This window comes from Devosia submarina, from assembly GCF_003056345.1.
GTDB classification, from domain to species: domain Bacteria; phylum Pseudomonadota; class Alphaproteobacteria; order Rhizobiales; family Devosiaceae; genus Devosia; species Devosia submarina.
The window spans coordinates 112,098-130,732 of sequence record NZ_PYWB01000007.1 but is presented as its reverse complement, the minus strand read 5'-3'; the positions used below and the strand labels follow the sequence as shown (position 1 = coordinate 130,732).

Genomic DNA, 18,635 nt, shown 5'->3' with positions numbered 1-18,635 from the left:
GGGAGTTTTCACCCCACCAGCGCCTTCAACTCCTCCGGATCGTCCGTCGTGATCTGATCGACCTTGAGCGCCAGCAGCGCCTCGATCTTGGGCTGCGACAGGGCGTCGACCTTGTTGATGGTATAGGCATCGATCCGTCGACCATGGGTGTGGAAGGCTGCAACGATGTCGAACCCTAGCCGGTGCGCTTCAAGCACCATGGGATAGGCGAGATAGATCATCTCGGCATTGGGTGACGCCGCAACGGCATCGCGGACGAAACCGGCAAAGTTCCGCGTTTGCGCCAGGCGTTCTAAAGCCCCATCATGGCAGGGATCATAGCCAATCCTGATCCCGGGCACGTCCTTGGTCAGGAGCCGCACGGACTCGGCGTCGCCCGAGGACAGGATCATGTGCCTTGCGACCGGCCCCACTGCCTGCTGGAAGGTGGCGAGCGCTGCCTCATCCAGCACGCCCCAATCTTCCTTGTAGTCGAGCTGCAGGAGGGCGTCAGGATGCAGGCCTCCTTGGGCGAGAAGGGCGCAGAGGTCCTCCAGCAGCATGACGTACTCCTCGAGCGCGGTGCCGTTCTGATCGCGCAGCTTGAAGCTGCGCAGCTGTGCGGCGCTGAGTTCGGCAATGCGCCCCGTGCCGGTAGTGCCCCGATCAGCCGTTAGATCATGCAGAACCGCAAAGCCACGGTCGCCATGCACCACCAAATCCACCTCGACGCTGGCGCCGAGCCGCATGCCCTCCAGGATGCGCGCACCGGTAAATGCCGGGTCGCCCGACCGCCGCCGGGCTCGGTGCCATTTGAGCCAGGTGCGGTGGCCATCGCGTTCGATGAAGATGGGGTCGGTCATGGAGTAGCCCTCACGGTGAGCCTGTCGAACCACGAGGGCGTGCCCTGATGGTACCACGACCTCGTCCCTCGACAGGCTCAGGATGAGGTCTGTTAATGCTGTAGTTGTTACGCGCGATGAATGACCGCGTTATCCCGATAGGCCGCGATCGCCTTGGGCGCGAGCCTAACGCCTTGACCGGCCCGGAACAGATCGGGATGGGACACCATCGCCTTGACGCGCGTCGAATCGAGCAGTTCCAGATCCACCAGCCCGTGCGTGCCATAGTCGGTCACGCGGTGGACCTTGCCCTGTGCATTGTCATTGGCGACGGTGAGATCGAGCGCTTCGGGTCGCACGGCCAAAATCGCGGGACCATCGCTGACGGGCAGGGGCGTCGAATACCCCGCCTTGCTGAAGATGCCGTTCGAGACCGTGCCCTCGATCAAATTCATGGTGCCGATGAACCCAGCTACAAAAGGAGTCTGCGGCTCGCGGTAGACGATGTCGGGCCGGTCGATCTGCTCGGTCTTGCCATCGCGCATCACGACGATACGGTCCGCCATGGAGAGCGCTTCATCCTGTCCATGGGTAACGAACAGCGTCGTAATCTTGAGGCGCTGCTGAATGTCACGAACCTCTTCGCGAAGTCTTTCGCGTAAATGCTGGTCAAGACTCGCAAAAGGCTCGTCGAGCAAGAGGATCTTGGGCTCGAGCACGAGGGAGCGTGCCAGCGCTACGCGCTGCTGTTGCCCGCCCGAAAGCTGGGCCACATGACGGGTGCCATAGCCGCCAAGGCCCACCAGATCGAGCACGCCTTCGACGCGCCGCTTGATCTCGTCAGGTGCAACCTTGCGCAGTTTGAGCCCAAACGCGAGGTTCTTGAAAACGTTCATGTGCGTCCACAATGCGTGGCTCTGGAACACCATGCCTGTTGGTCGCTTCTCGGGCGGCACATGGGTGATGTCCTCGCCGTTGATGATCATCAGGCCCGAAGTGGGCCTTTCGAACCCACCGACCATGCGCAACAGGGTGGATTTGCCTGAGCCTGATGGACCCAGCAGGCACACCAGCTCGCCATCGGCCACATCGAGCGAAAAATTGTCCACCGCCCGCACGGTGCCATTGGCGAAAATCTTGGAGACGTCTTTGATCTTGAGAACAGACATTGATTTTTCCTAGCCGCCAAAGCCGCGCGCAAACGAACCCGAGTTCACCACCCGGCGCGCAAACATCAGCGCAATAAAACTGGGCACCCAAAGGAGCACGGACAGCACCGCTCCATACTGGATCACCGGCTGGTTGTTGATGAAGGAGATCATCAGCACCGGCAGCGTACGCACCTGTGGCGCACCGATCAGCCAGGCCCCTTCGGTTTCGTAGAACGTGCCCACAAAACTCAGGAGAACAGCCGCTGCGATTGTCGGCCCGGCCTGTGGCAGGGTGATCGACCAGAACACCCGGAACGGCCCGGCGCCCACATCACGCGCCGCTTCCTCCATGCGCCGGTCAACTGACTGGAAGGCCGCTACGGGGATCCAGATCATGAAGAGCAGCGTGCCGACGAGCTGGATTAGCACCACACCCCAGAACGTACCGATGAGGTTGAGCTGCAGGAAAATGCCTGCAATCGCCACTAGCAACCCGAACTTGGGAAAGGCGTGACCTGCCAGAAACGAGAAGAAGAGGATATCTCGCCCGGGAAAGTCCATGCGCGCGAAGGCATAAGCGGCCGGCAGGCAGATCAGGGCGGATATGCCGGTCACTGTCGTGGCCAGCGTAAGGCTCGTGGTGATGGAGGTCCAAACATCGGCACGCGCCAAGGTCTGGTACCAAAATCTGAGCCCGAACTCCTGCGGGATAACCGAAGGATACCGCCACACATTGGTGAAGGCCCAGGTGCCCACCACGATCAAGGGGAAGACGATGACCAGCGTCAGGACGACGGCAAGGACAATGCCGGTCCAGTCGGTTTTACGATGCACAAGAGTGGCCATCTAGGGCGTCCTGTTCTTGGCGACAGAGCGCACATAAAAGAGACCAAACACGATGCAGAACCCGAAGGTGATCACGGCCTGGGTGATGGCATTGCGCGGATCGAACAGCTCGCGGAAGGTGCGCTGCATGAAGGGCCCCATCATTTCAGGCGCCGCCGGACCCAATACATAGGGCAGGGTGAACGACGAGAAAATGCCGAGTACGGCAAATGAAATCGCCACAAGCACGGAATTTCCGATGCGCGGCAATATGATGTACCAGAGCACCTGCAGCTTGCGCGCACCAACGTCGCGCGCCGCCTCGATTGCCTGGTTGGACACATTGCCCAGGCCGGACAAAAGGATCAGCACGGTGAGCGGAATGTTGTCCCATACGAGGCCAATCACGGGACCCCATGCGGTAAGATAAGGCGAGCGAATCTTGGGCAGGCCCATGGCGTTGGCAAGAAGGTCAACTGTCCCGTTGGGCCCCAGCACGCGGATAAAGGCGAAGCTCAGGATGATGGACGGCACGAACATGGGAAAGATCGCCAGTCCCTGCACATAGCCTGCCACCTTGCTGTCCGAAAACCGCAGATAAAGTGCGATCGGCAAGCAGATGAGGAGCAGCAGGATGGCACAAACGCCCGTGGTCCAGAGCGTAACGGACAGGTTCGACAGGCTGTACCCGTCGGAAAAAAAGAATTGGTAGGTGCCGGTCGAGAACTCGGATCCTTCCGGCGTCTGGACCCAAAGCGTGGTGATAACAGCCGAGATGATCGGCCAGATGATCAGCCAAACAACAAGCAAGACGGGGGCAGCGACGAGCAGGAGGCCATATGGCCTCCTGCGTTCTGCTTGGACGGGCGCGATGTGGCCCGAGTCTATGGTGGTCACGAGGCAGGATCCACGTTCGGAGCCACGGCGCGATACCAACCATCATTGATGGCCTTTTCCCAGTCTCCGCTTGGGAAGTTCGGGATGGTTTCCGGGATGATGTCGGCAAACCGCTCGCGCAGATCAGCCGAGATGTAATCCCAGGATACGGCAGGGAAGCCGCCCAGTTCGCTCAGCACGGCGGACTGAATCTCCTCGCTGAGCAGGAAGTCGCAGAGCTGAAGCGCGATGTCCTTGTTGGTGCCGTTGCTCAGAACGGCAAGGCGCGTGAAGCCGCCAGGCAGGCCAAGGTCGGTCAGCTGTACCAGGCCGGTTGTTTCGGGCAGCACACCCTGGTCAATTGCCGAGAGAGCCTGATCCGACCAGGTCGGGATCATGGTCACGGCCGATTGACCGAGCAGTTGCAGCGATTGAGTGTTGCCCGAAGTGTAGGCGCCGCCTTCAAACAGCGAAGGGGCAATATCCTTGAGCACTTCCCAGGCAGGCGTCAGCATCTCTGCATCGGCTTCGGGGCTGTAGTTGTCGACCGTAAACTTGCTCGGGTCGTTGCCGTTGACGGCATAGATGGCGCGACGCACGAAATTGCCGCCCGAGCCGCCCTTGTTGGGACGGTTGTAGATGAACTGTCCTGGGTTGGCCTTGATCCAGGCGACGAGATCATCCCAGGTCTTTGGCGCATTGGCTGGATCAAGCTTTTCGGTGTCATAGGCCAGCAGAACCTGCGAGCCGCGATAGGGCATGTTGGTTTCGATGTCGAAGGCTTGCGGATTGATCTTTGAATAGTTGGAGAGATTGGCCTCTTTGAAGTTGACGTAGAGACCCTTGTCGATGCCGCCGACCGTCACGCGGCTGTCGAAGCCCTCAAACAGGTCAGCTTGGGGGTCGGTGCCGCTGGCCAGGGCCGCGAGCGCGCGGTCGCCAATGGCTGACACGCCGGCACCATCGCCGCCGTCTACCAGGTTCAAGGTCACGCCGGCATTGGCAGCCTCGAATTTCGGCTTCACCACATTGGTCCAGAAATCGATGACGTTCTGGTCGGAGGTGAAATAGATATCGACCACGCCCTCAGCTGCAAAAGACATGCGGGGCATCATCAGCACGCCGGCAGTTGCGCCGGCAGCGAGCATAAAATCACGCCGTTTCATTTTGTATCTCCCAAACCGTCCTCTTGGAACGGGTATTCCGCCGATCGCCAATGCGGCCGACAGGTTCCATCGATCTTCCGTCGAGCTCTCCCGGACCGAAGCTAACTACCAGCCGGAACTTTTTGCAAGCGGAAGCCGGGCCCGAGGCCGCAGCGATGGGGTACAAATCACAGCTTTGCGACACTTGTGTAACGGCGCCACAGCTTTGATGCCGTGCCTTGGATAACGCCATGAAGTACTTCAGGACGGCTGTTTATCGGCTTTGATGAAGCTGAGCCTGGCCGCCCCGAGCTACTTGTTGTGGAACAAGCGAAACAACGGCGCCAGAAATGAAACAAATAGAGCAATCGAGCGGCGCCTCACCGACGCCGCCCATAGCTGTTAGAGATTGGGCAGGCCAGCCTGTACCGGCGGTGTATCAGTGTCAGTAGAATTGTCAGATGTATCGAGCTCACTGCCGCGGCTCAGTTGACGTTCGGCCTCATGCCAGAAGCGCTGATCGTCGCCTTCGGGCGAGCCTGCTTCGACCCATAGCGCATACGCGCGTTCCCGAATGGCCTCTTCACTATGCTTTTCCATGGTGAACCTCCTCAATGCCCCGGAACGGGGCAGGAGGATGGCGGGTTCGGCATCCTCCTCAGCAGTCAACGCCCAGCTCTTGGCGCAGTTGCCTTGGGTGAGGCGTGACTCCTGGCATTTAGAAGCTCGCTGACAACAGGCTGCGTTTCACGCCAGACGCGCAAGCGCATCAAGCGCTGGCCGCAATTGGCCGCCGCTTTGGTTGAGCATCCCCCTGGCGTCTTCCACGCTCGCTGCTCCTGCAGCGATCAACACCGCTAGCTTTACCGCGCCTCCGGTCGCGTCAAGTGCCTCGCTCGCAGCGGCTTCGTCTACGCCGGAGATGGCAGCAACAATGCCTTGGGCTCGTTGGCGCAGCTTGATATTATCGGCGACCACATTGACCATAAAACCGTCGTGCACATGGCCCAGGCGTACCGCCATCAAGGTGGACATCATGTTGAGCGCGATTTTCTGCGCTGTCCCTGCGCCCATGCGCGTAGCGCCGGCGATGACTTCCGGCGGCGTCGGCAGGCAGATGGCGATGTCTACTTTCTTAAACAGCGGCACATCAGCATTGGTGCTGATCCCGATCGTCCGGGCTCCAGCGCGCCGAGCAGTTTCCGCAGCCATCAAGGGATATGGCGTCGAGCCGCTGGCGGTTAAGGCAAGGAGGCAATCTCCCGGACCTACTCCGGCTTGCTCCACATCCCGGCGCGCTGCTTCGATATCATCCTCTGGACCGCCTTCCAGCGCCGCAAGCGCATTCAGGCCACCGGCGAACAAAATCTTGATGCGCGAGCGGTCAATTCCGAACGTCCCGGGCAGTTCCAATGCGTCGGCCATAGCCATTAGTCCTGAGCTGCCCGCCGCTGCATAGATGATGCGGCCTGTTCCAGAGATTGTCTGGGCCATGACGTCGGCCGCTTGGGCAATCTGCGGCACGGCCGTTTGTACGGTGTCGGCAGCCGCGGCTTGCGCCTGAGCAAGAATCATCAGTGCCTCCTCCGGGGCAAGCAGATCAAAGCCTTGGGCCCGCGAATGGCGCATTTCCGTCTGCCGTGGTGTCATTACGCTCTCCTCTGTCGCGAGATAATGCCAAAATCATACCACTTGTCTAGGTTCGGTGTTTGATACCTGAAAAGGTAGCGCGCTAGGTGCTTTCAAGCAAAATAGCACTTGGTCAATGGTATTTTATTGGTATTATAAAGCGAGCCGAGTGGGCTTTAACCTGACCGAGGGTCAGGATTTGCGGCTGGACACGTGTCGGACGGGGGAAGCATTGGCTGAAGTGAGCAGCGGTTTTTTCGCCGAAGATCGCGTCGTCCTACCCCAAGGCGGCCCGCTTTACCTGCAGCTTAAGCGCTGGATCGAGGATGCTATCCGTCGTGGCGACATCCAAGCCGGCGACGCCCTGCCTTCGGAGCGTGATCTGGCTGCCAAGGTGGACGTGTCTCGCGTTACCGTGCGCAAAGCCGTGCTGCAACTGGTCAAAGATGGCGTTCTTGTGCAGCGCCATGGCTCTGGCACCTTTGTCGCGCCGCAGGCCCCGCGTGTCGAACAATCCCTCTCGCAACTGACATCCTTTACTGAAGACATGGCCCGGCGTGGCATGGCGGTGCGGGCAGAATGGCTCGAGCGTGGGCTATATCTGCCATCGCCGGAGGAAACAGTGATCCTCGGTCTGTCCTCCGGCGAACAGGTCGCACGCATTTCGCGCCTTCGGCTCACCGGAGACACCCCCCTCGCCATTGAGCGCGCCAGCCTTTCCGCGCGGATAGTTCCTGATCCCGAAGCTATTGGGGACTCGCTCTACCGTCACCTAGACAAATCCGGCAATCGCCCTATCCGCGCCATCCAGCGCATTCGCGCCGCCAATCTCAACGAGCAGGACGCCCAATTACTGCAAGTCGCCGTCGGCTCGGCCGGCCTCAACATCGAGCGCACCTCCTATCTCGCCTCTGGCCGTGTCATCGAATTCACCCGCTCCGTCTACCGAGGTGACACCTACGATTTCGTCGCTGAACTGCGGCTCGGCGATTCTCCAGCGTCCGGAGACAAAGCATGACTGGTCAGACCCACATGCGCCGCGAGGTCGAGGCAATTCCCGATGTCGTCGAAAATCTCCTCAGCGAAAGCGGTCCCGTTCTTGATGCCGCCGCAGCTGCGCTCCGAGATCGTGATCCAGCTGTTATTGCCACCATAGCCCGCGGCTCATCGGATCATGCTTGCGCCTATCTCAAATATGCCATTGAACTGACGCTTGGGGTCCCGGTGGCTTCAATCGGTCCGTCTATCGCCTCGGTCTACGGCAAGGATCTCAAGCTGGGGCATGCCGCCTCAATTTCCATTTCCCAATCGGGCAAGAGCCCCGACATAGTCGGCATGACGCAATCAGCTCGCCGCTCCGGCGGACTGACAATTGTCATAACCAACACAAGTGGCTCGCCGCTTGACCAAGCGGCCGACTTCACCATCGATCTCCATGCCGGGCTCGAACAAAGCGTTGCCGCCACCAAGACCTTTGCAGCGTCCATTGTTGCGGGCCTGTCCCTGATCGCTCGATGGAGCGACGACAAGGCGCTAAGCAGAGCTGTTGCCGATCTCCCCAATTCCTTGCGCAATGCAATTGCTTGCGACTGGTCACCCCTGATCTCTGCGCTGGACGGGCGTAATGCCCTATACGTGCTTGGCCGCGGTCCGGGCTTTGCGATTGCTAACGAAGCAGCCCTCAAGTTCAAGGAAACCTGCGGCATCCAAGCCGAAGCCTATAGTGCGGCCGAAGTGATGCACGGTCCCGTCCAGATTGTAACACCCGGCTATCCCGTTCTTGCGCTTGCCGCACGCGACGCCGCCGAGACATCGGTCGCCGACATGGCGCACAAATTGGCAGGGCAGGGTGCGCTCGCCTTTCTCACGAGCGATCGCCCCGGTGCCGCCCTCAAGCTTCCCTTTGCCTTCACTGGACATCCCTTGACTGACCCGTTGGCGCTGATCGTATCCTTCTACGGCTTTGTTGAAGCCCTTGCGCTGCATCGTGGCTTCAACCCAGACGCACCAGCTATGCTTAGAAAGGTCACCGAAACGATATGAGTGATCTGCTCGCCATTACAGCCCCGCGCATTTTCGATGCCTTTGACTGGCACGAGAACGCTGCACTGTTGATTGAGTTCGGCCATGTCGTCGGTATTGTCGCGAGATCCGACATTCCAAAGCATTCGGAAACTGTTCATCTGGGTGGCGGTTTTCTGGCTCCCGGCTTTGTTGATCTGCAGGTCAATGGCGGAGGCGGTGTCCTCTTCAACAATGACCCAAGCCTCCCCGCCATCCGGGCTATTTGCGCCGCGCACGCCCAATTTGGCACTACGGCGCTTTTGCCCACGCTCATTACCGACAATGTTGGAGTGAATCTCGCTGCTATGCAGGCGGGGCGCGAGGCGGCTCAAATTGGCGTTCCCGGCTTCCTGGGCCTTCATCTCGAAGGGCCGCATTTGTCCACCGCCCGCAAAGGCACGCATGACCCCTCGCTGATCCGTGCAATGGACGAAACGGACCTGTCTCGCCTCTTGGCCCTGCGGAACGATTTGCCCAACCTCCTGGTCACCGTCGCCCCGGAAACAGTAACGCGCGAGCAAATTTCGGCTCTTTCAGGAGCCGGGATCGTTGTCAGTCTTGGTCATTCGGACGCCGGCTATGAAGTAAGTGCTGCTGCGTTTGATGCCGGTGCAAGCATGGCCACGCACCTCTTCAACGCGATGAGCCAGCTAGGCAGCCGTGAACCTGGCGTTGTCGGAGCCACGCTCGCCAAGTCGGAAGTTCATGCGGGCCTGATTGCCGACGGCATTCACGTTCATCCCGCCGCCATCCAGATCGCTCTCCGCGCCAAGACCGGTCCCGGGCGGCTGTTCCTTGTGACCGATGCGATGTCGCAAACGGGTACAGATATCACCACGCTGCAACTCAACGGCCGCACCATCACTCGCTCCAATGGAGCCCTGCGCCTTGCCGACGGAACGCTCGCCGGTGCCGATCTCGACATGATCGAGGCTGTTCGCTTCCTGGTGGACCGGATCGATGTCCCTCTGGCTGATGCTCTTCGAATGGCATCGCTCTACCCGGCCGAGGCGCTGGGCGTGCAATCAGAATTCGGGCACCTCCGACCGGGCGCTGTCGCGAGCTTTGTCCATTTAACTGGCCAGCACGAAGTCGCCTCCACCTGGATTGCAGGCCAGTCCGTGTTCAGCGCCTGCTGACCACCGGCGCAACATGCGCAATCCAGCGGCGCCACATCTGCCACATTGCGATCACAACTCTCTCCGAGAAATAAGGCCCGCTGAATGAGCCGAGATGAGCTCGTCCGCACGGCATTAAGCCGCTAAGTGACTGCAATTACCCGTTAATTAACACTCTGTTAACCAAGGTAAACAGGTCCTTTCCGCTGGTGTGCTGAATCTGCAACAACACAAGTGCAACCAGATTGTGGCGGGGCCAAAAGGGCTTTTGCACGATTGCGTAGTTCCCCGCCATGCGTAGAGTGGGTCTTGCGAATCCATGCATGGGATCGTTTGCCGGTCGCAACGCGACGGCAACACACTGCACCACGAATAGTGTGGTCGCGTTACGGCAAACCGCTGGGTAACCGGCACTAAGAATGACTGACTTTGGAGGTCAACCAATGAAACTCAAGAGCCTTATCCTCGGTTCTGTTGCTGCTGCCGGTCTCTCGACCGCTGGCTTCGCTGCTGATCTGGGCGTTCTCACCTCGCTCGACGTTTGCGACGAGCTGGGTCTGTCGGGTCTGACGATCTCGTCCGACACCAACTGCCTGCAGATCTCGGGCGGCGTCTCCTACGAATTCAACTGGGGCGACTACCGCGCTCCTGAAGCCGACGTTGCTCGCACCTTCGACAGCACCCGTCGTACCTCGTACGGCGATGACGTCGGTGACTGGACTTCCAAGGTTGAAGCATGGCTGCAGTTCGTCGGCACCGCTTCGAGCGATTTCGGCGCTGCCAAGGCCGTGATCAAGATCAAGGAAGTTGACTTCACCCGTACGCAGGAAGACGACGTCGATCCGTTCGACTTCGACTCCGACGGCGAGCCAGACGGTCTCTTCATCGACGAGGCTTATGTCTCGATCGGTGACACCACCGTAATCATGGCCGGTAAGAAGGGCTCGATCGCTAACCTCGGCGATGACTCGCCCTTCAACGTTCTCGGCCTCTTCACCTCCGACGGCATCGACGGCAAGGGCGTTGGCGTTGACGGTGATGACGATCGTCTCGGCGGTCACTCGATCCAGGTCGTTTCCGACCTCGGCAACGGCGTCAATGTCGGTCTTGGTCTCGAAGACCTGAATGGCGATAGCGACCTGCTTCGTGGCGAAGTTCCTCCTGCTTGGCAGCACGGCACCCTGGTTGGTGTTGTTGGCTATGCTGGCGAAAACATCACCGCTCACGTCACCGGTCTGGCTTTCGGCATCCTGGACGGCGACGTGGAGTCGTGGGCGATCCATGCTGGCGCAACCGGCACCTTCGATGCGTTCAAGGTTCGCGGCGCAGTCGCTTATCTGGACAACTACAAGTTCGGCAGCAGCATCAAGGGCCAGGGCGCTGGCAACGTGCTGAACGGCTTGCTCTCTGTGGAAGGCACGTTCGACCTGTTCAAGCTCGCCCTGTCGGGTGAGTTTGCGGACGTCGACACCGATTTCGGTGCTGACTGGACAGACTATGGCTTCGGCGGCTCGGTTGGCGTTGGCGTCACCGAAGGTGTCAGCATCAACTTGGCCGCTCGTTATTTCCACGACGACCTCAATGATTTCGACACCACCCAGGTGGCTGTTCAGGTCGTTGCGGCTCTGACCGAAACCATCAAGGCAACTGGTGAAATCGGTGCCTACCTCGGTGACCACTTCACCGTTGAAGGCTCGGGCGGCGTTCCTGTCGATGAAGAAATCATCTACGGTGCAGCCGAACTGGCTTGGGCTCCTGGCGGTGGTTTCACCTCGTCCGTTCGTGGCGAAGTCAACAGCACTGAAGCCTACAAGGTCACCTTCAAGGCAGCCAAGACCTTCGAATAAGCTTAGATCGAAGACCCATACGAAAGGCCCGGCGCAAGCCGGGCCTTTTGCTATTCTGGGCGCTTGTTCCAAAGGAAATATTGCACGGGAAAGCCAGTTTCGTGCCGCAGCAACGTTTCCGTTCAGCGCCAAACTTCTTTAGTGTTCCCCGGCGGCATCAAACGGGACAAAAATGACTACGAAGAAACTGAACGTTACGACGGCAAGAACATCCTTTATCCCGGCGCTATGCTTTTCCTGTTTCCTCGTATTGAACCCTGCTTTGAGTCTTGCCCAAACGAAGCAAGTTCAGGATCGTTCGGCCGGTTCGATCACCGAACTGCCACTGCCCAAAGTAGCGGATTACTGGGTCACCGCGACGCGTCAAGCCGCCGGCGCTACAATCTTTGACGGCTATGTGCCGGACGAAAACCTCAGAACAGAACTGGCAGCTCGTTCAAACGTAGATACGCAATGGATGCGGCTCGGAAGCGGAGCGCCTGATAATTATGCAGAGGCGTTGGACTTTGGCCTCGCCATTCTGGATCGGCTTGCCGAAGGCCGGTTCGCCTTGCGCGAGAATGCTATCACCGTGAATGGCGTGGCCAGCAGCGAGGATGATTTCGTTGCAGTAACGAAAGCTGTTGCCGCTGACATGCCTTCCGGTTTCGTTCTCGCAAGCTTCGAAGTTCTTGCGCCAGCTGCGGACACTTACGAGTGGCGGGCACAAAAAAGCGCAGATGGAGCTGTGATCCTCAGCGGCATGGTGCCGGATCCCGCGCTCGAGAAGATCCTGCTCGCATCGGCTGGTCCCACTGCAAAGGCGCAGTTCCGTTTCGCCTCCGGCCAGCCCGACGCGTTTTCGTCATCCGCCAGGACCGGCATAAGCCTTCTGAAAGAACTGGAGGAGGGACAAGTCAGTTTTGATGGTAAGGCTTGGGTTCTGTCTGGAACCGCAAGTAGCCGAGCCGACAAAGCGGCCATTGAAAGGGACTTCGAACGGCAGCAACTCGCCGCGTCCGGATGGTCACTGGCGGTGGCGGCGCCTGCCGATACCCCACTTAGCGAGCCCACCGCTGTTAATCCGGAATATGCATTTTCTGCTACAAAGGCCGGTGATGACTCAATGATTTTTAGTGGCCAGGTTCCCGCCGAACCCGCCCTTCGCTTTTTCGCGGCCATAAGCGGCGGCAATATTGATGCCGTGAGTATAAGCGGTGGCGCTCCCGCCGACTTCGTCATGCAGGCAGAAGCAGGTGTGCGCGCGCTGATGCTGCTAGATGAAGGTTCTTTGACCTTTGCCCAAGGCACTTGGTCGCTTTCAGGGACTGCGCGAGACGCTCCGTCGCGCGAGGCTGTCCTAGATGCATTAGATGCGTCAGGCAGGCAAAAAATATGGAAGACGGACATTGCCCTAATTGCCGTGCCTGATCCAATGCAGCAAATTGCTGTAGAAGCACCAACGCCGATGAACAATGAAGGTTTGGCCGCCTGCGAAGCGCCGCTCGCTGAATTTTCGGCGCGTAACGCCATCCTGTTCCGTTCTGGAGCCGCTCAGATCACGCCAGACTCAGCGCCTGCCTTGGATGAACTAGCAGCTGATCTTGGTGCCTGTCCCGCTACTGCCATTCACGTCGAAGGCCATACCGACGCCGATGGCGACGAGCAGCTCAATCTTGCCTTGTCCGTTGCGCGAGCCGAGGCCGTGGTGAACGCCCTCATTGAGCGCGGCGTAGCGCCGGAACGGCTTTATGCCCTGGGATATGGTGAGAGCAATCCGATCGCCGACAATACGACACCGGAAGGAAAGGCTTTAAACCGCCGGATCGTCGTCAAGATTGCTTCGGAGCTTTGAGAGCCTGCCAATTAGGCCGCGAATCGCCGCTTGCTGGTCGCACGGACGAAGCCTGCAATTGCTTCGACTTCGGCAGCCTTGTTCAACAGGGCAGGGGATCCTTGTCCCTCAATCGTCAGCATCGCAGCGCCGCGCCTGCGGCGGGTCATTTCATCGAAAGTCTGGCGCCGCAGCTGATCCGTCAATTGCGTGCGGATCAGCATCAAGGGTGCGCAGCGCAGCGCATCGAACAGCGGCCATTGTGGCGCGAGGACGTCATCAAAATTGATGCTTGCGAGCGCGCTGATCAAACGCTTGTCGTAAAGCGGTTTAGCGCGTCCGTGCTTGTCGATAAAATGCGTTCGCCCGATAAGTTTATCGAGCTGCCCCGGCGGCAACTCGGGATAATCGCCAGCCAGGATGCGCCGGAAGCCTGCGAGCACAGCCCTGCCGCGAAGCGCTTCCACATGCGCCACATTATTGCGCAGCCGCACAATGCAGCGGGAGTCGGTCACTGGCCCTGCGTCGAGGAGGATCGTTCCGGCAACAAGAAGTGGGTGCTCGGCAGCCAGCGCCATGCTGACCTGCCCGCCATGTCCCTGGCCAAAAAAGATCGCCTGAGGGACGCCGAGCGCAGCCAGCACCGAAGCGACATCACGAGCATCCGCCAGGGAGCTATAATCTTCCGCCTTCTCGCGGTTATCTGCACGACCTCGACCAGGCAGATCGACCAGCACGATCGGCCAGTCGCCACCGCTTGCTCTGCGGAAATATTGCTCGAAATCGGCAAAGTCCGTCATGTTCCGCTGATAGCCAGGGATACACACTAGCGGGAGCGCTTGCCGCGACCATTCCCCGCTCACATGCACCATGGCGCGCTGACCACTAGCCAACGCGACGGGCGCGACCGGCAGAGCTGCAAAGGGCGGATGATCGACGGGAAAAGTTCTGGGGCGGGGCATTGGCGCTATCTAGGATGAAGCGCGTGCCCCGCTCAACCACTATTCGTCGATTGTGCGCAACGCCTGTTTCAGGGTCATGCGAGCATCGCCCATCTGCGCGCGATAAACCAGGTAATTGCCGAGCACGCGCTTCACATAGGTCCGGGTTTCCTGAAACGGAATGCGCTCCACCCAGCTCACCGCATCCACGTCGCTGTCACGGGGATCGCCATAGGCCTTGATCCATTTGTTGGCATTGCCAGCGCCTGCATTATAAGCGGCAGCCGCCAACACCAGCGAGCCGTCATAGCGGTCCAGCTGCTTGCCGAGGTATGTGGAGCCGAGCAGGGCATTATAGGACGCGTCGCTGACCAGCCGCGCGGGCGAATAGTCGACGCCCACAGCCTCCGCCACTTCCTTGGCCGTGCCAGGCATAAGCTGCATCAACCCGCGCGCGCCGACATGGGACTCGGCGTCGATCTGGAACATCGATTCCTGACGCGCTACAGCGAAAACAGCAGCCCGTTCGGTGCCTAGTTTTGCGCTTGGGGGCAGAGCGTTGTGCGGAAAGGCCAGGCTATCAAGCGGAACGCCATTGCCTTCGGCGGTGGCTGCAATTGCAATCGACAGCTGCGGCGCGTCCAATTCCTGCGCCAGTTTGGAGGCAAGCAGAAACTCGCCACCATGCTGCAGGCCATTGCTGTATTGGCGCAGCAGGGTCGTTGCCATGCTTTTCTTGTTGCTTGCCGCCAGCAGGCGCACGGCCTGAACTACGGAATTGCCTTCAAACAGCGCCATGCGATCCCGCGCATCGGGTTCGGGCCGGATATCCACACCGTGATGACCCAGTTCAGCCAGCGCCAGCTGACCATAGAACACCGTGCTAAACTTGGCGGCAGCCTCGAACGCAGCCTGTGCACCTTCAAGGTCGCCCAGCTTGCTGTTGGCACGCCCGAGCCAATAATTGGCCTGGCTGATGCTGTCGGGCAGGGTGGTATGCTTGGTCATCTCGCTGAAGTGGCGCTTGGCCGCTTCGGCGTCATCCAGAAAGGCGAGGGCGATCCAGCCCGCATGGAAATGGGCTTCCACCATGCGCGCTTCGGGTCCGTCCCGATAGCCATCGGCTACCTCGAAGGCGAGGCGATGCTCGCCGAGATCCATGAATTTGCGAATCAGTGAACGGCGCTCATACCACCATTCGGCCGCATCCGGCACGTCCGCCGGCGCCTTGGCCAGCCATTCGGCTGCACTTTCCCAAAGTTCGAATTGCCGCGCGCGCTGCACGCGTGAATAGATATAGACCGGATTGGTCTTCATGCTCGGATCGACATTGTCGAGCTGGGCCTTTGCGTCCGCCTCATCGCGCGAAACCGCAGCTCGCGCCTTGACCAGCGTAGCCTGCGCCTTGGAGAGGAACGGCAAAAGCCGCTCGCTGCCCTTGGCGCGGTCATGCATCATCAAATGCATGGCGCGCTGCCAGTGCGTTTCACGGTCCAGCAGGCTCCTGAAGCTGTCCAGCACGCGCTTTTCCTGGCTGCGCGTGAGGAAGTTCTCGGACCAGATTTTTCGCACCAGTTCCTGTGCAGCGGCCTTGTCGCCATCGGCAAGAAGAGCCCTGGCGAGCACGATCTGCCCTTCAATCGTTTGAGGTTGGTCGCCCAATTCCGTCAGGAATTCATCAGCCGAAAGATTGGACCAGACCAAGGATTGCTCGAGCCGCGTCCGGAAAACATCGCTGCTGGCAAATTCGGGCACTTCTGCCATGAACGCCTTGATGGTGTTATGGTCGACTTTGCCTGCATTGAAGTGGATCGCAGCCCATTGAATGGTCCGCCGCTCCACCGCGCTTTTCAGCGCTGAAGCCTGCTCAAGTGCCCCCGCGATGTCACCATCACCCAGCGTTTCGAGAGCCTTCAGGAACTCTGCAGACGCTTGGACAGGTTTGGGCGCAACCTCCTCCGACACTACGCTCTTCAGAGGCGAAGTCTCAGCACGCAATGGGACAGGCCGTACACTGGCAACCAGGGGCGCCGGAGCCGCCGGAATGGATGCCGTTTGAACCATGTCGACCGGTTCAACATCGGAAAAGGAGAAGGGCGCGATCTCGGACGTTGCGGGCGTCGGGGTCGCCGCGCCGTCTATAGCGCCGGAGCGAACCAAAACGATAACTTCCTTGGCCGCGTAGGTGATGGGGGCAATCACTGTCAGACCCACAACCGATGCAAGGAGTACTGCCCGAGAGCTGTTCTTCATCTGCCGTCCTGCTGGTACACATCTACATTTCCAGCAAGGCGCCCCCATCCTTGCAGAAACCGAAGCTTTACCTTGTTAGGGTAAAGATTGGATTGCCGCCGGATGATCCTTGCTGGCTGCCGCCGTTCAACAAAGCGTTGTCGCGGTGGCCAGTTGTATTTATGGTGCCGCTCGTTCAAAACCGCACTCATAAGCGGCCTATGCCATCCCGCCACGGCCGAACTGTGGCAAACAACCAAGGACATTGCGACAAATGCTGCGAGGATCGATAACGGCACTCATGACCCCCATGCGTGATGGGGCTGTCGATGAGAAAGCCTTCGCGAGCTTTGTTGACTGGCAGATTGCCGAAGGCACGCATGGCTTGGTTCCCGTGGGCACTACAGGGGAAAGCCCCACTGTGAGCCATGAGGAACACCATCGTGTGATTGAAATCTGCATCGAAGTGGCCAACGGCCGTGTGCCGGTGATTGCGGGTGCCGGGTCGAACGCAACGGCAGAATCTGTGTCGCTTGCAAAGTATGCTGAAAAGGCTGGTGCCGATGCGGTGCTATCCGTCGTGCCCTACTACAACAAGCCCAATCAGGAAGGGCTGTTCCAGCATTTCTCGGCTGTGGCCAGCGCGGTCGGCATTCCCGTCATTCTTTATAGCGTCCCAGGCCGCACAATCGTTGATCTCACGGTCGATACCATTGCCCGCCTGCACGAGGCGCACAGCAACATCATTGGCGTCAAGGATGCGACGGCCGACATGGGGCGTGCCAGCCTGCAGCGAGCCAAGCTTGGCCCCGACTTCATCCTGCTATCAGGAGAGGACATGACTGCGCTTGGCTTCAATGCTCATGGTGGCACTGGCTGCATTTCAGTCACTTCCAATGTCGCGCCCAAGCTTTGCGCCCAAATGCAGGAGCTTTCCCTGGCTGGTGACTTCAAGGGCGCCCTGACGATCCAGGACAAGCTCGTGCACTTGCACAAGAACCTCTTCCTCGAGCCCAATCCGACTGCAGTGAAATACGCGGCCCATCGCCTTGGGCTTTGCACCAACGAGTTGCGGTTGCCGCTCGTGCCCGTCAGCAAGGCGACAGAAGAAGCCGTTGACTTTGCACTGGCCCATGCCGGCCTTATATAAGAGCCATGGCAGCCAAGAACGACAAATCGAAAAACGGTGTGATCAGCCACGGGGTCGTGGCTGAGAACCGCCGCGCGCGCTATGATTACGAGATCGGCGAAACCCTTGAAGCCGGCCTTGTCCTCACCGGAACCGAGGTGAAGTCCCTCCGGCTCGGCAAGGCGCAGATCACCGAGTCCTATGCCTCTCCCGAGCGTGGCGAGCTCTGGCTGATCAACGCGCACATTCCTGAATACCTCCAAGCCAATCGCTTCAACCATGAAGAAAAGCGGCCTCGCAAGCTTCTGGTTTCGCGCAAGCAATTGGCGCGCCTTGATCAGGAAGTCTCCCGCGCTGGCAATACCATCGTGCCGCTCAAGCTGTTCTTCAATGACCAGGGCAGGGCAAAGGTGCTGATCGGCCTGGGCAAAGGCAAGAAGAACTATGACAAGCGCGAAACCGAGCGCAACCGCGACTGGAACCGCGACAAGTCCCGCATCATGAAAGAGGGCGGGCGCGGCTGACGCGCCAGAGTCTCGGCAAACCTTGTATCCTGCACACGCCTCGTGTAAGGTAACCTTTCATTCCATAATTTTTGGAGACGTCTGTGGCACGCGTCACCGTTGAAGACTGCATCGAAAAGATCGAGAACCGCTTCGATCTCGTCCTCATGGCCGCGCACCGTGCGCGCATGATTTCGTCCGGCGCCCAGATCACTGTTCCGCGCGACAACGACAAGAACCCCGTTGTTGCCTTGCGCGAAATCGGCGACGGCGCCATCTCGCCCGAAGATCTGCGCGAGGATCTGATCCACTCGCTGCAGAAATATGTTGAGGTCGACGAGCCCGAAAGCCACACCGCGCCGCTCATCGAGAGCTCGGGCGACGACGACCAGCTCAATTTCGATACCATCAGCGAAGAAGAACTTCTGCGCGGTATCGAAAGCTTGGCCCCGCCAGAGCGCCGCGACGACTAATCGGCGCGCAAGGCCTGATTGATCAGCACCCCCGGCGCAAGCTGGGGGTGTTTTGGTTTAGCTTGCTG

General features: G+C 59.5%; 17 protein-coding genes. 8 read left to right on the top strand and 9 right to left on the bottom strand.

From position 1 onward, the window contains the following. Nucleotides 1–8 precede the first annotated feature (8 nt). From DDE77_RS11910 to DDE77_RS11880, 7 genes are all read right to left on the bottom strand, one after another. Nucleotides 9–842, bottom strand: a complete 834-nt coding sequence (locus DDE77_RS11910) for a glycerophosphodiester phosphodiesterase (RefSeq protein ID WP_108397686.1) — start codon at nucleotides 840–842, stop codon at nucleotides 9–11. A 107-nt stretch (nucleotides 843–949) separates the two neighbouring features. Then, complete coding sequence (locus DDE77_RS11905; RefSeq protein ID WP_108397685.1) at nucleotides 950–1,990, bottom strand: ABC transporter ATP-binding protein; 1,041 nt, start codon at nucleotides 1,988–1,990, stop codon at nucleotides 950–952. Between the two features lie 9 nt (nucleotides 1,991–1,999). Further along, nucleotides 2,000–2,818 carry an ABC transporter permease gene (locus DDE77_RS11900; protein ID WP_108397684.1) on the bottom strand — a complete coding sequence of 273 codons (819 nt, stop codon included), beginning with the start codon at nucleotides 2,816–2,818 and terminating at the stop codon, nucleotides 2,000–2,002. Further along, on the bottom strand, nucleotides 2,819–3,694 hold the full coding sequence (locus DDE77_RS11895) for an ABC transporter permease (RefSeq protein ID WP_108397683.1): 876 nt from the start codon (nucleotides 3,692–3,694) through the stop codon (nucleotides 2,819–2,821). Beyond that, nucleotides 3,691–4,839: an extracellular solute-binding protein gene (locus DDE77_RS11890; RefSeq protein WP_108397682.1), complete on the bottom strand. Its 1,149-nt coding sequence runs from the start codon at nucleotides 4,837–4,839 to the stop codon at nucleotides 3,691–3,693. The genes DDE77_RS11895 and DDE77_RS11890 overlap by 4 nt, the downstream gene beginning before the upstream one ends. Nucleotides 4,840–5,220: 381 nt before the next feature. Next, complete coding sequence (locus DDE77_RS11885; protein ID WP_108397681.1) at nucleotides 5,221–5,418, bottom strand: DUF2934 domain-containing protein; 198 nt, start codon at nucleotides 5,416–5,418, stop codon at nucleotides 5,221–5,223. 147 nt (nucleotides 5,419–5,565) lie between these two features. Beyond that, the gene (locus DDE77_RS11880) at nucleotides 5,566–6,468 is read right to left on the bottom strand and encodes an N-acetylmuramic acid 6-phosphate etherase (RefSeq protein WP_108397680.1); all 903 of its coding nucleotides are present in this window, start codon (nucleotides 6,466–6,468) and stop codon (nucleotides 5,566–5,568) included. A 211-nt stretch (nucleotides 6,469–6,679) separates the two neighbouring features. On the opposite strand from DDE77_RS11880, the gene DDE77_RS11875 reads away from it, so the two are divergent. From DDE77_RS11875 to DDE77_RS11855, 5 genes are all read left to right on the top strand, one after another. Then, complete coding sequence (locus tag DDE77_RS11875; protein WP_425430747.1) at nucleotides 6,680–7,465, top strand: GntR family transcriptional regulator; 786 nt, start codon at nucleotides 6,680–6,682, stop codon at nucleotides 7,463–7,465. Beyond that, on the top strand, nucleotides 7,462–8,490 hold the full coding sequence (locus tag DDE77_RS11870; protein ID WP_108397678.1) for an SIS domain-containing protein: 1,029 nt from the start codon (nucleotides 7,462–7,464) through the stop codon (nucleotides 8,488–8,490). The genes DDE77_RS11875 and DDE77_RS11870 overlap by 4 nt, the downstream gene beginning before the upstream one ends. Beyond that, nucleotides 8,487–9,650, top strand: coding sequence for an N-acetylglucosamine-6-phosphate deacetylase (gene nagA / locus DDE77_RS11865; RefSeq protein ID WP_108397677.1), 1,164 nt, complete (start codon nucleotides 8,487–8,489; stop codon nucleotides 9,648–9,650). Before DDE77_RS11870 ends, nagA begins: the two co-directional genes overlap by 4 nt. A 422-nt stretch (nucleotides 9,651–10,072) precedes the next feature. After that, a complete protein-coding gene (locus DDE77_RS11860; protein ID WP_108397676.1) occupies nucleotides 10,073–11,476 on the top strand; it encodes a porin family protein in 1,404 nt (467 codons plus the stop codon). 172 nt (nucleotides 11,477–11,648) lie between these two features. Beyond that, nucleotides 11,649–13,310, top strand: a complete 1,662-nt coding sequence (locus DDE77_RS11855; protein WP_108397675.1) for an OmpA family protein — start codon at nucleotides 11,649–11,651, stop codon at nucleotides 13,308–13,310. A gap of 11 nt (nucleotides 13,311–13,321) precedes the next feature. On the opposite strand, the gene DDE77_RS11850 is transcribed toward DDE77_RS11855, so the two are convergent. Next, nucleotides 13,322–14,251, bottom strand: coding sequence for an alpha/beta fold hydrolase (locus DDE77_RS11850; RefSeq protein WP_108397674.1), 930 nt, complete (start codon nucleotides 14,249–14,251; stop codon nucleotides 13,322–13,324). A gap of 39 nt (nucleotides 14,252–14,290) precedes the next feature. Beyond that, nucleotides 14,291–16,483 carry a lytic transglycosylase domain-containing protein gene (locus DDE77_RS11845; RefSeq protein WP_157959802.1) on the bottom strand — a complete coding sequence of 731 codons (2,193 nt, stop codon included), beginning with the start codon at nucleotides 16,481–16,483 and terminating at the stop codon, nucleotides 14,291–14,293. Between the two features lie 253 nt (nucleotides 16,484–16,736). Here DDE77_RS11845 and dapA point away from each other — a divergent pair, with 253 nt between their 5' ends. The 3 genes from dapA (at nucleotide 16,737) to rpoZ (ending at nucleotide 18,567) form a co-directional block, all read left to right on the top strand. Beyond that, a complete protein-coding gene (dapA, locus tag DDE77_RS11840) occupies nucleotides 16,737–17,612 on the top strand; it encodes a 4-hydroxy-tetrahydrodipicolinate synthase (RefSeq protein ID WP_108397672.1) in 876 nt (291 codons plus the stop codon). A gap of 5 nt (nucleotides 17,613–17,617) precedes the next feature. Then, nucleotides 17,618–18,115, top strand: coding sequence for an SsrA-binding protein SmpB (gene smpB / locus DDE77_RS11835; RefSeq protein ID WP_108397671.1), 498 nt, complete (start codon nucleotides 17,618–17,620; stop codon nucleotides 18,113–18,115). Nucleotides 18,116–18,198: 83 nt separating this feature from the next. After that, nucleotides 18,199–18,567, top strand: coding sequence for a DNA-directed RNA polymerase subunit omega (gene rpoZ / locus DDE77_RS11830; RefSeq protein ID WP_108397670.1), 369 nt, complete (start codon nucleotides 18,199–18,201; stop codon nucleotides 18,565–18,567). Nucleotides 18,568–18,635 lie beyond the last annotated feature (68 nt).

Excerpts from the sequence above, each read along its gene's own strand:
- dapA (WP_108397672.1), top strand. The coding sequence starts at position 16,737 with ATGCTGCGAGGATCGATAACGGCACTCATGACCCCCATGCGTGATGGG.
- nagA (WP_108397677.1), top strand. The coding sequence starts at position 8,487 with ATGAGTGATCTGCTCGCCATTACAGCCCCGCGCATTTTCGATGCCTTT.
- DDE77_RS11905 (WP_108397685.1), bottom strand. The coding sequence starts at position 1,990 with ATGTCTGTTCTCAAGATCAAAGACGTCTCCAAGATTTTCGCCAATGGC.
- DDE77_RS11890 (WP_108397682.1), bottom strand. The coding sequence starts at position 4,839 with ATGAAACGGCGTGATTTTATGCTCGCTGCCGGCGCAACTGCCGGCGTG.
- DDE77_RS11900 (WP_108397684.1), bottom strand. The coding sequence starts at position 2,818 with ATGGCCACTCTTGTGCATCGTAAAACCGACTGGACCGGCATTGTCCTT.
- DDE77_RS11885 (WP_108397681.1), bottom strand. The coding sequence starts at position 5,418 with ATGGAAAAGCATAGTGAAGAGGCCATTCGGGAACGCGCGTATGCGCTA.
- DDE77_RS11855 (WP_108397675.1), top strand. The coding sequence starts at position 11,649 with ATGACTACGAAGAAACTGAACGTTACGACGGCAAGAACATCCTTTATC.
- DDE77_RS11860 (WP_108397676.1), top strand. The coding sequence starts at position 10,073 with ATGAAACTCAAGAGCCTTATCCTCGGTTCTGTTGCTGCTGCCGGTCTC.
- DDE77_RS11845 (WP_157959802.1), bottom strand. The coding sequence starts at position 16,483 with ATGAAGAACAGCTCTCGGGCAGTACTCCTTGCATCGGTTGTGGGTCTG.
- DDE77_RS11880 (WP_108397680.1), bottom strand. The coding sequence starts at position 6,468 with ATGACACCACGGCAGACGGAAATGCGCCATTCGCGGGCCCAAGGCTTT.
- DDE77_RS11850 (WP_108397674.1), bottom strand. The coding sequence starts at position 14,251 with ATGCCCCGCCCCAGAACTTTTCCCGTCGATCATCCGCCCTTTGCAGCT.
- smpB (WP_108397671.1), top strand. The coding sequence starts at position 17,618 with ATGGCAGCCAAGAACGACAAATCGAAAAACGGTGTGATCAGCCACGGG.
- DDE77_RS11870 (WP_108397678.1), top strand. The coding sequence starts at position 7,462 with ATGACTGGTCAGACCCACATGCGCCGCGAGGTCGAGGCAATTCCCGAT.
- DDE77_RS11910 (WP_108397686.1), bottom strand. The coding sequence starts at position 842 with ATGACCGACCCCATCTTCATCGAACGCGATGGCCACCGCACCTGGCTC.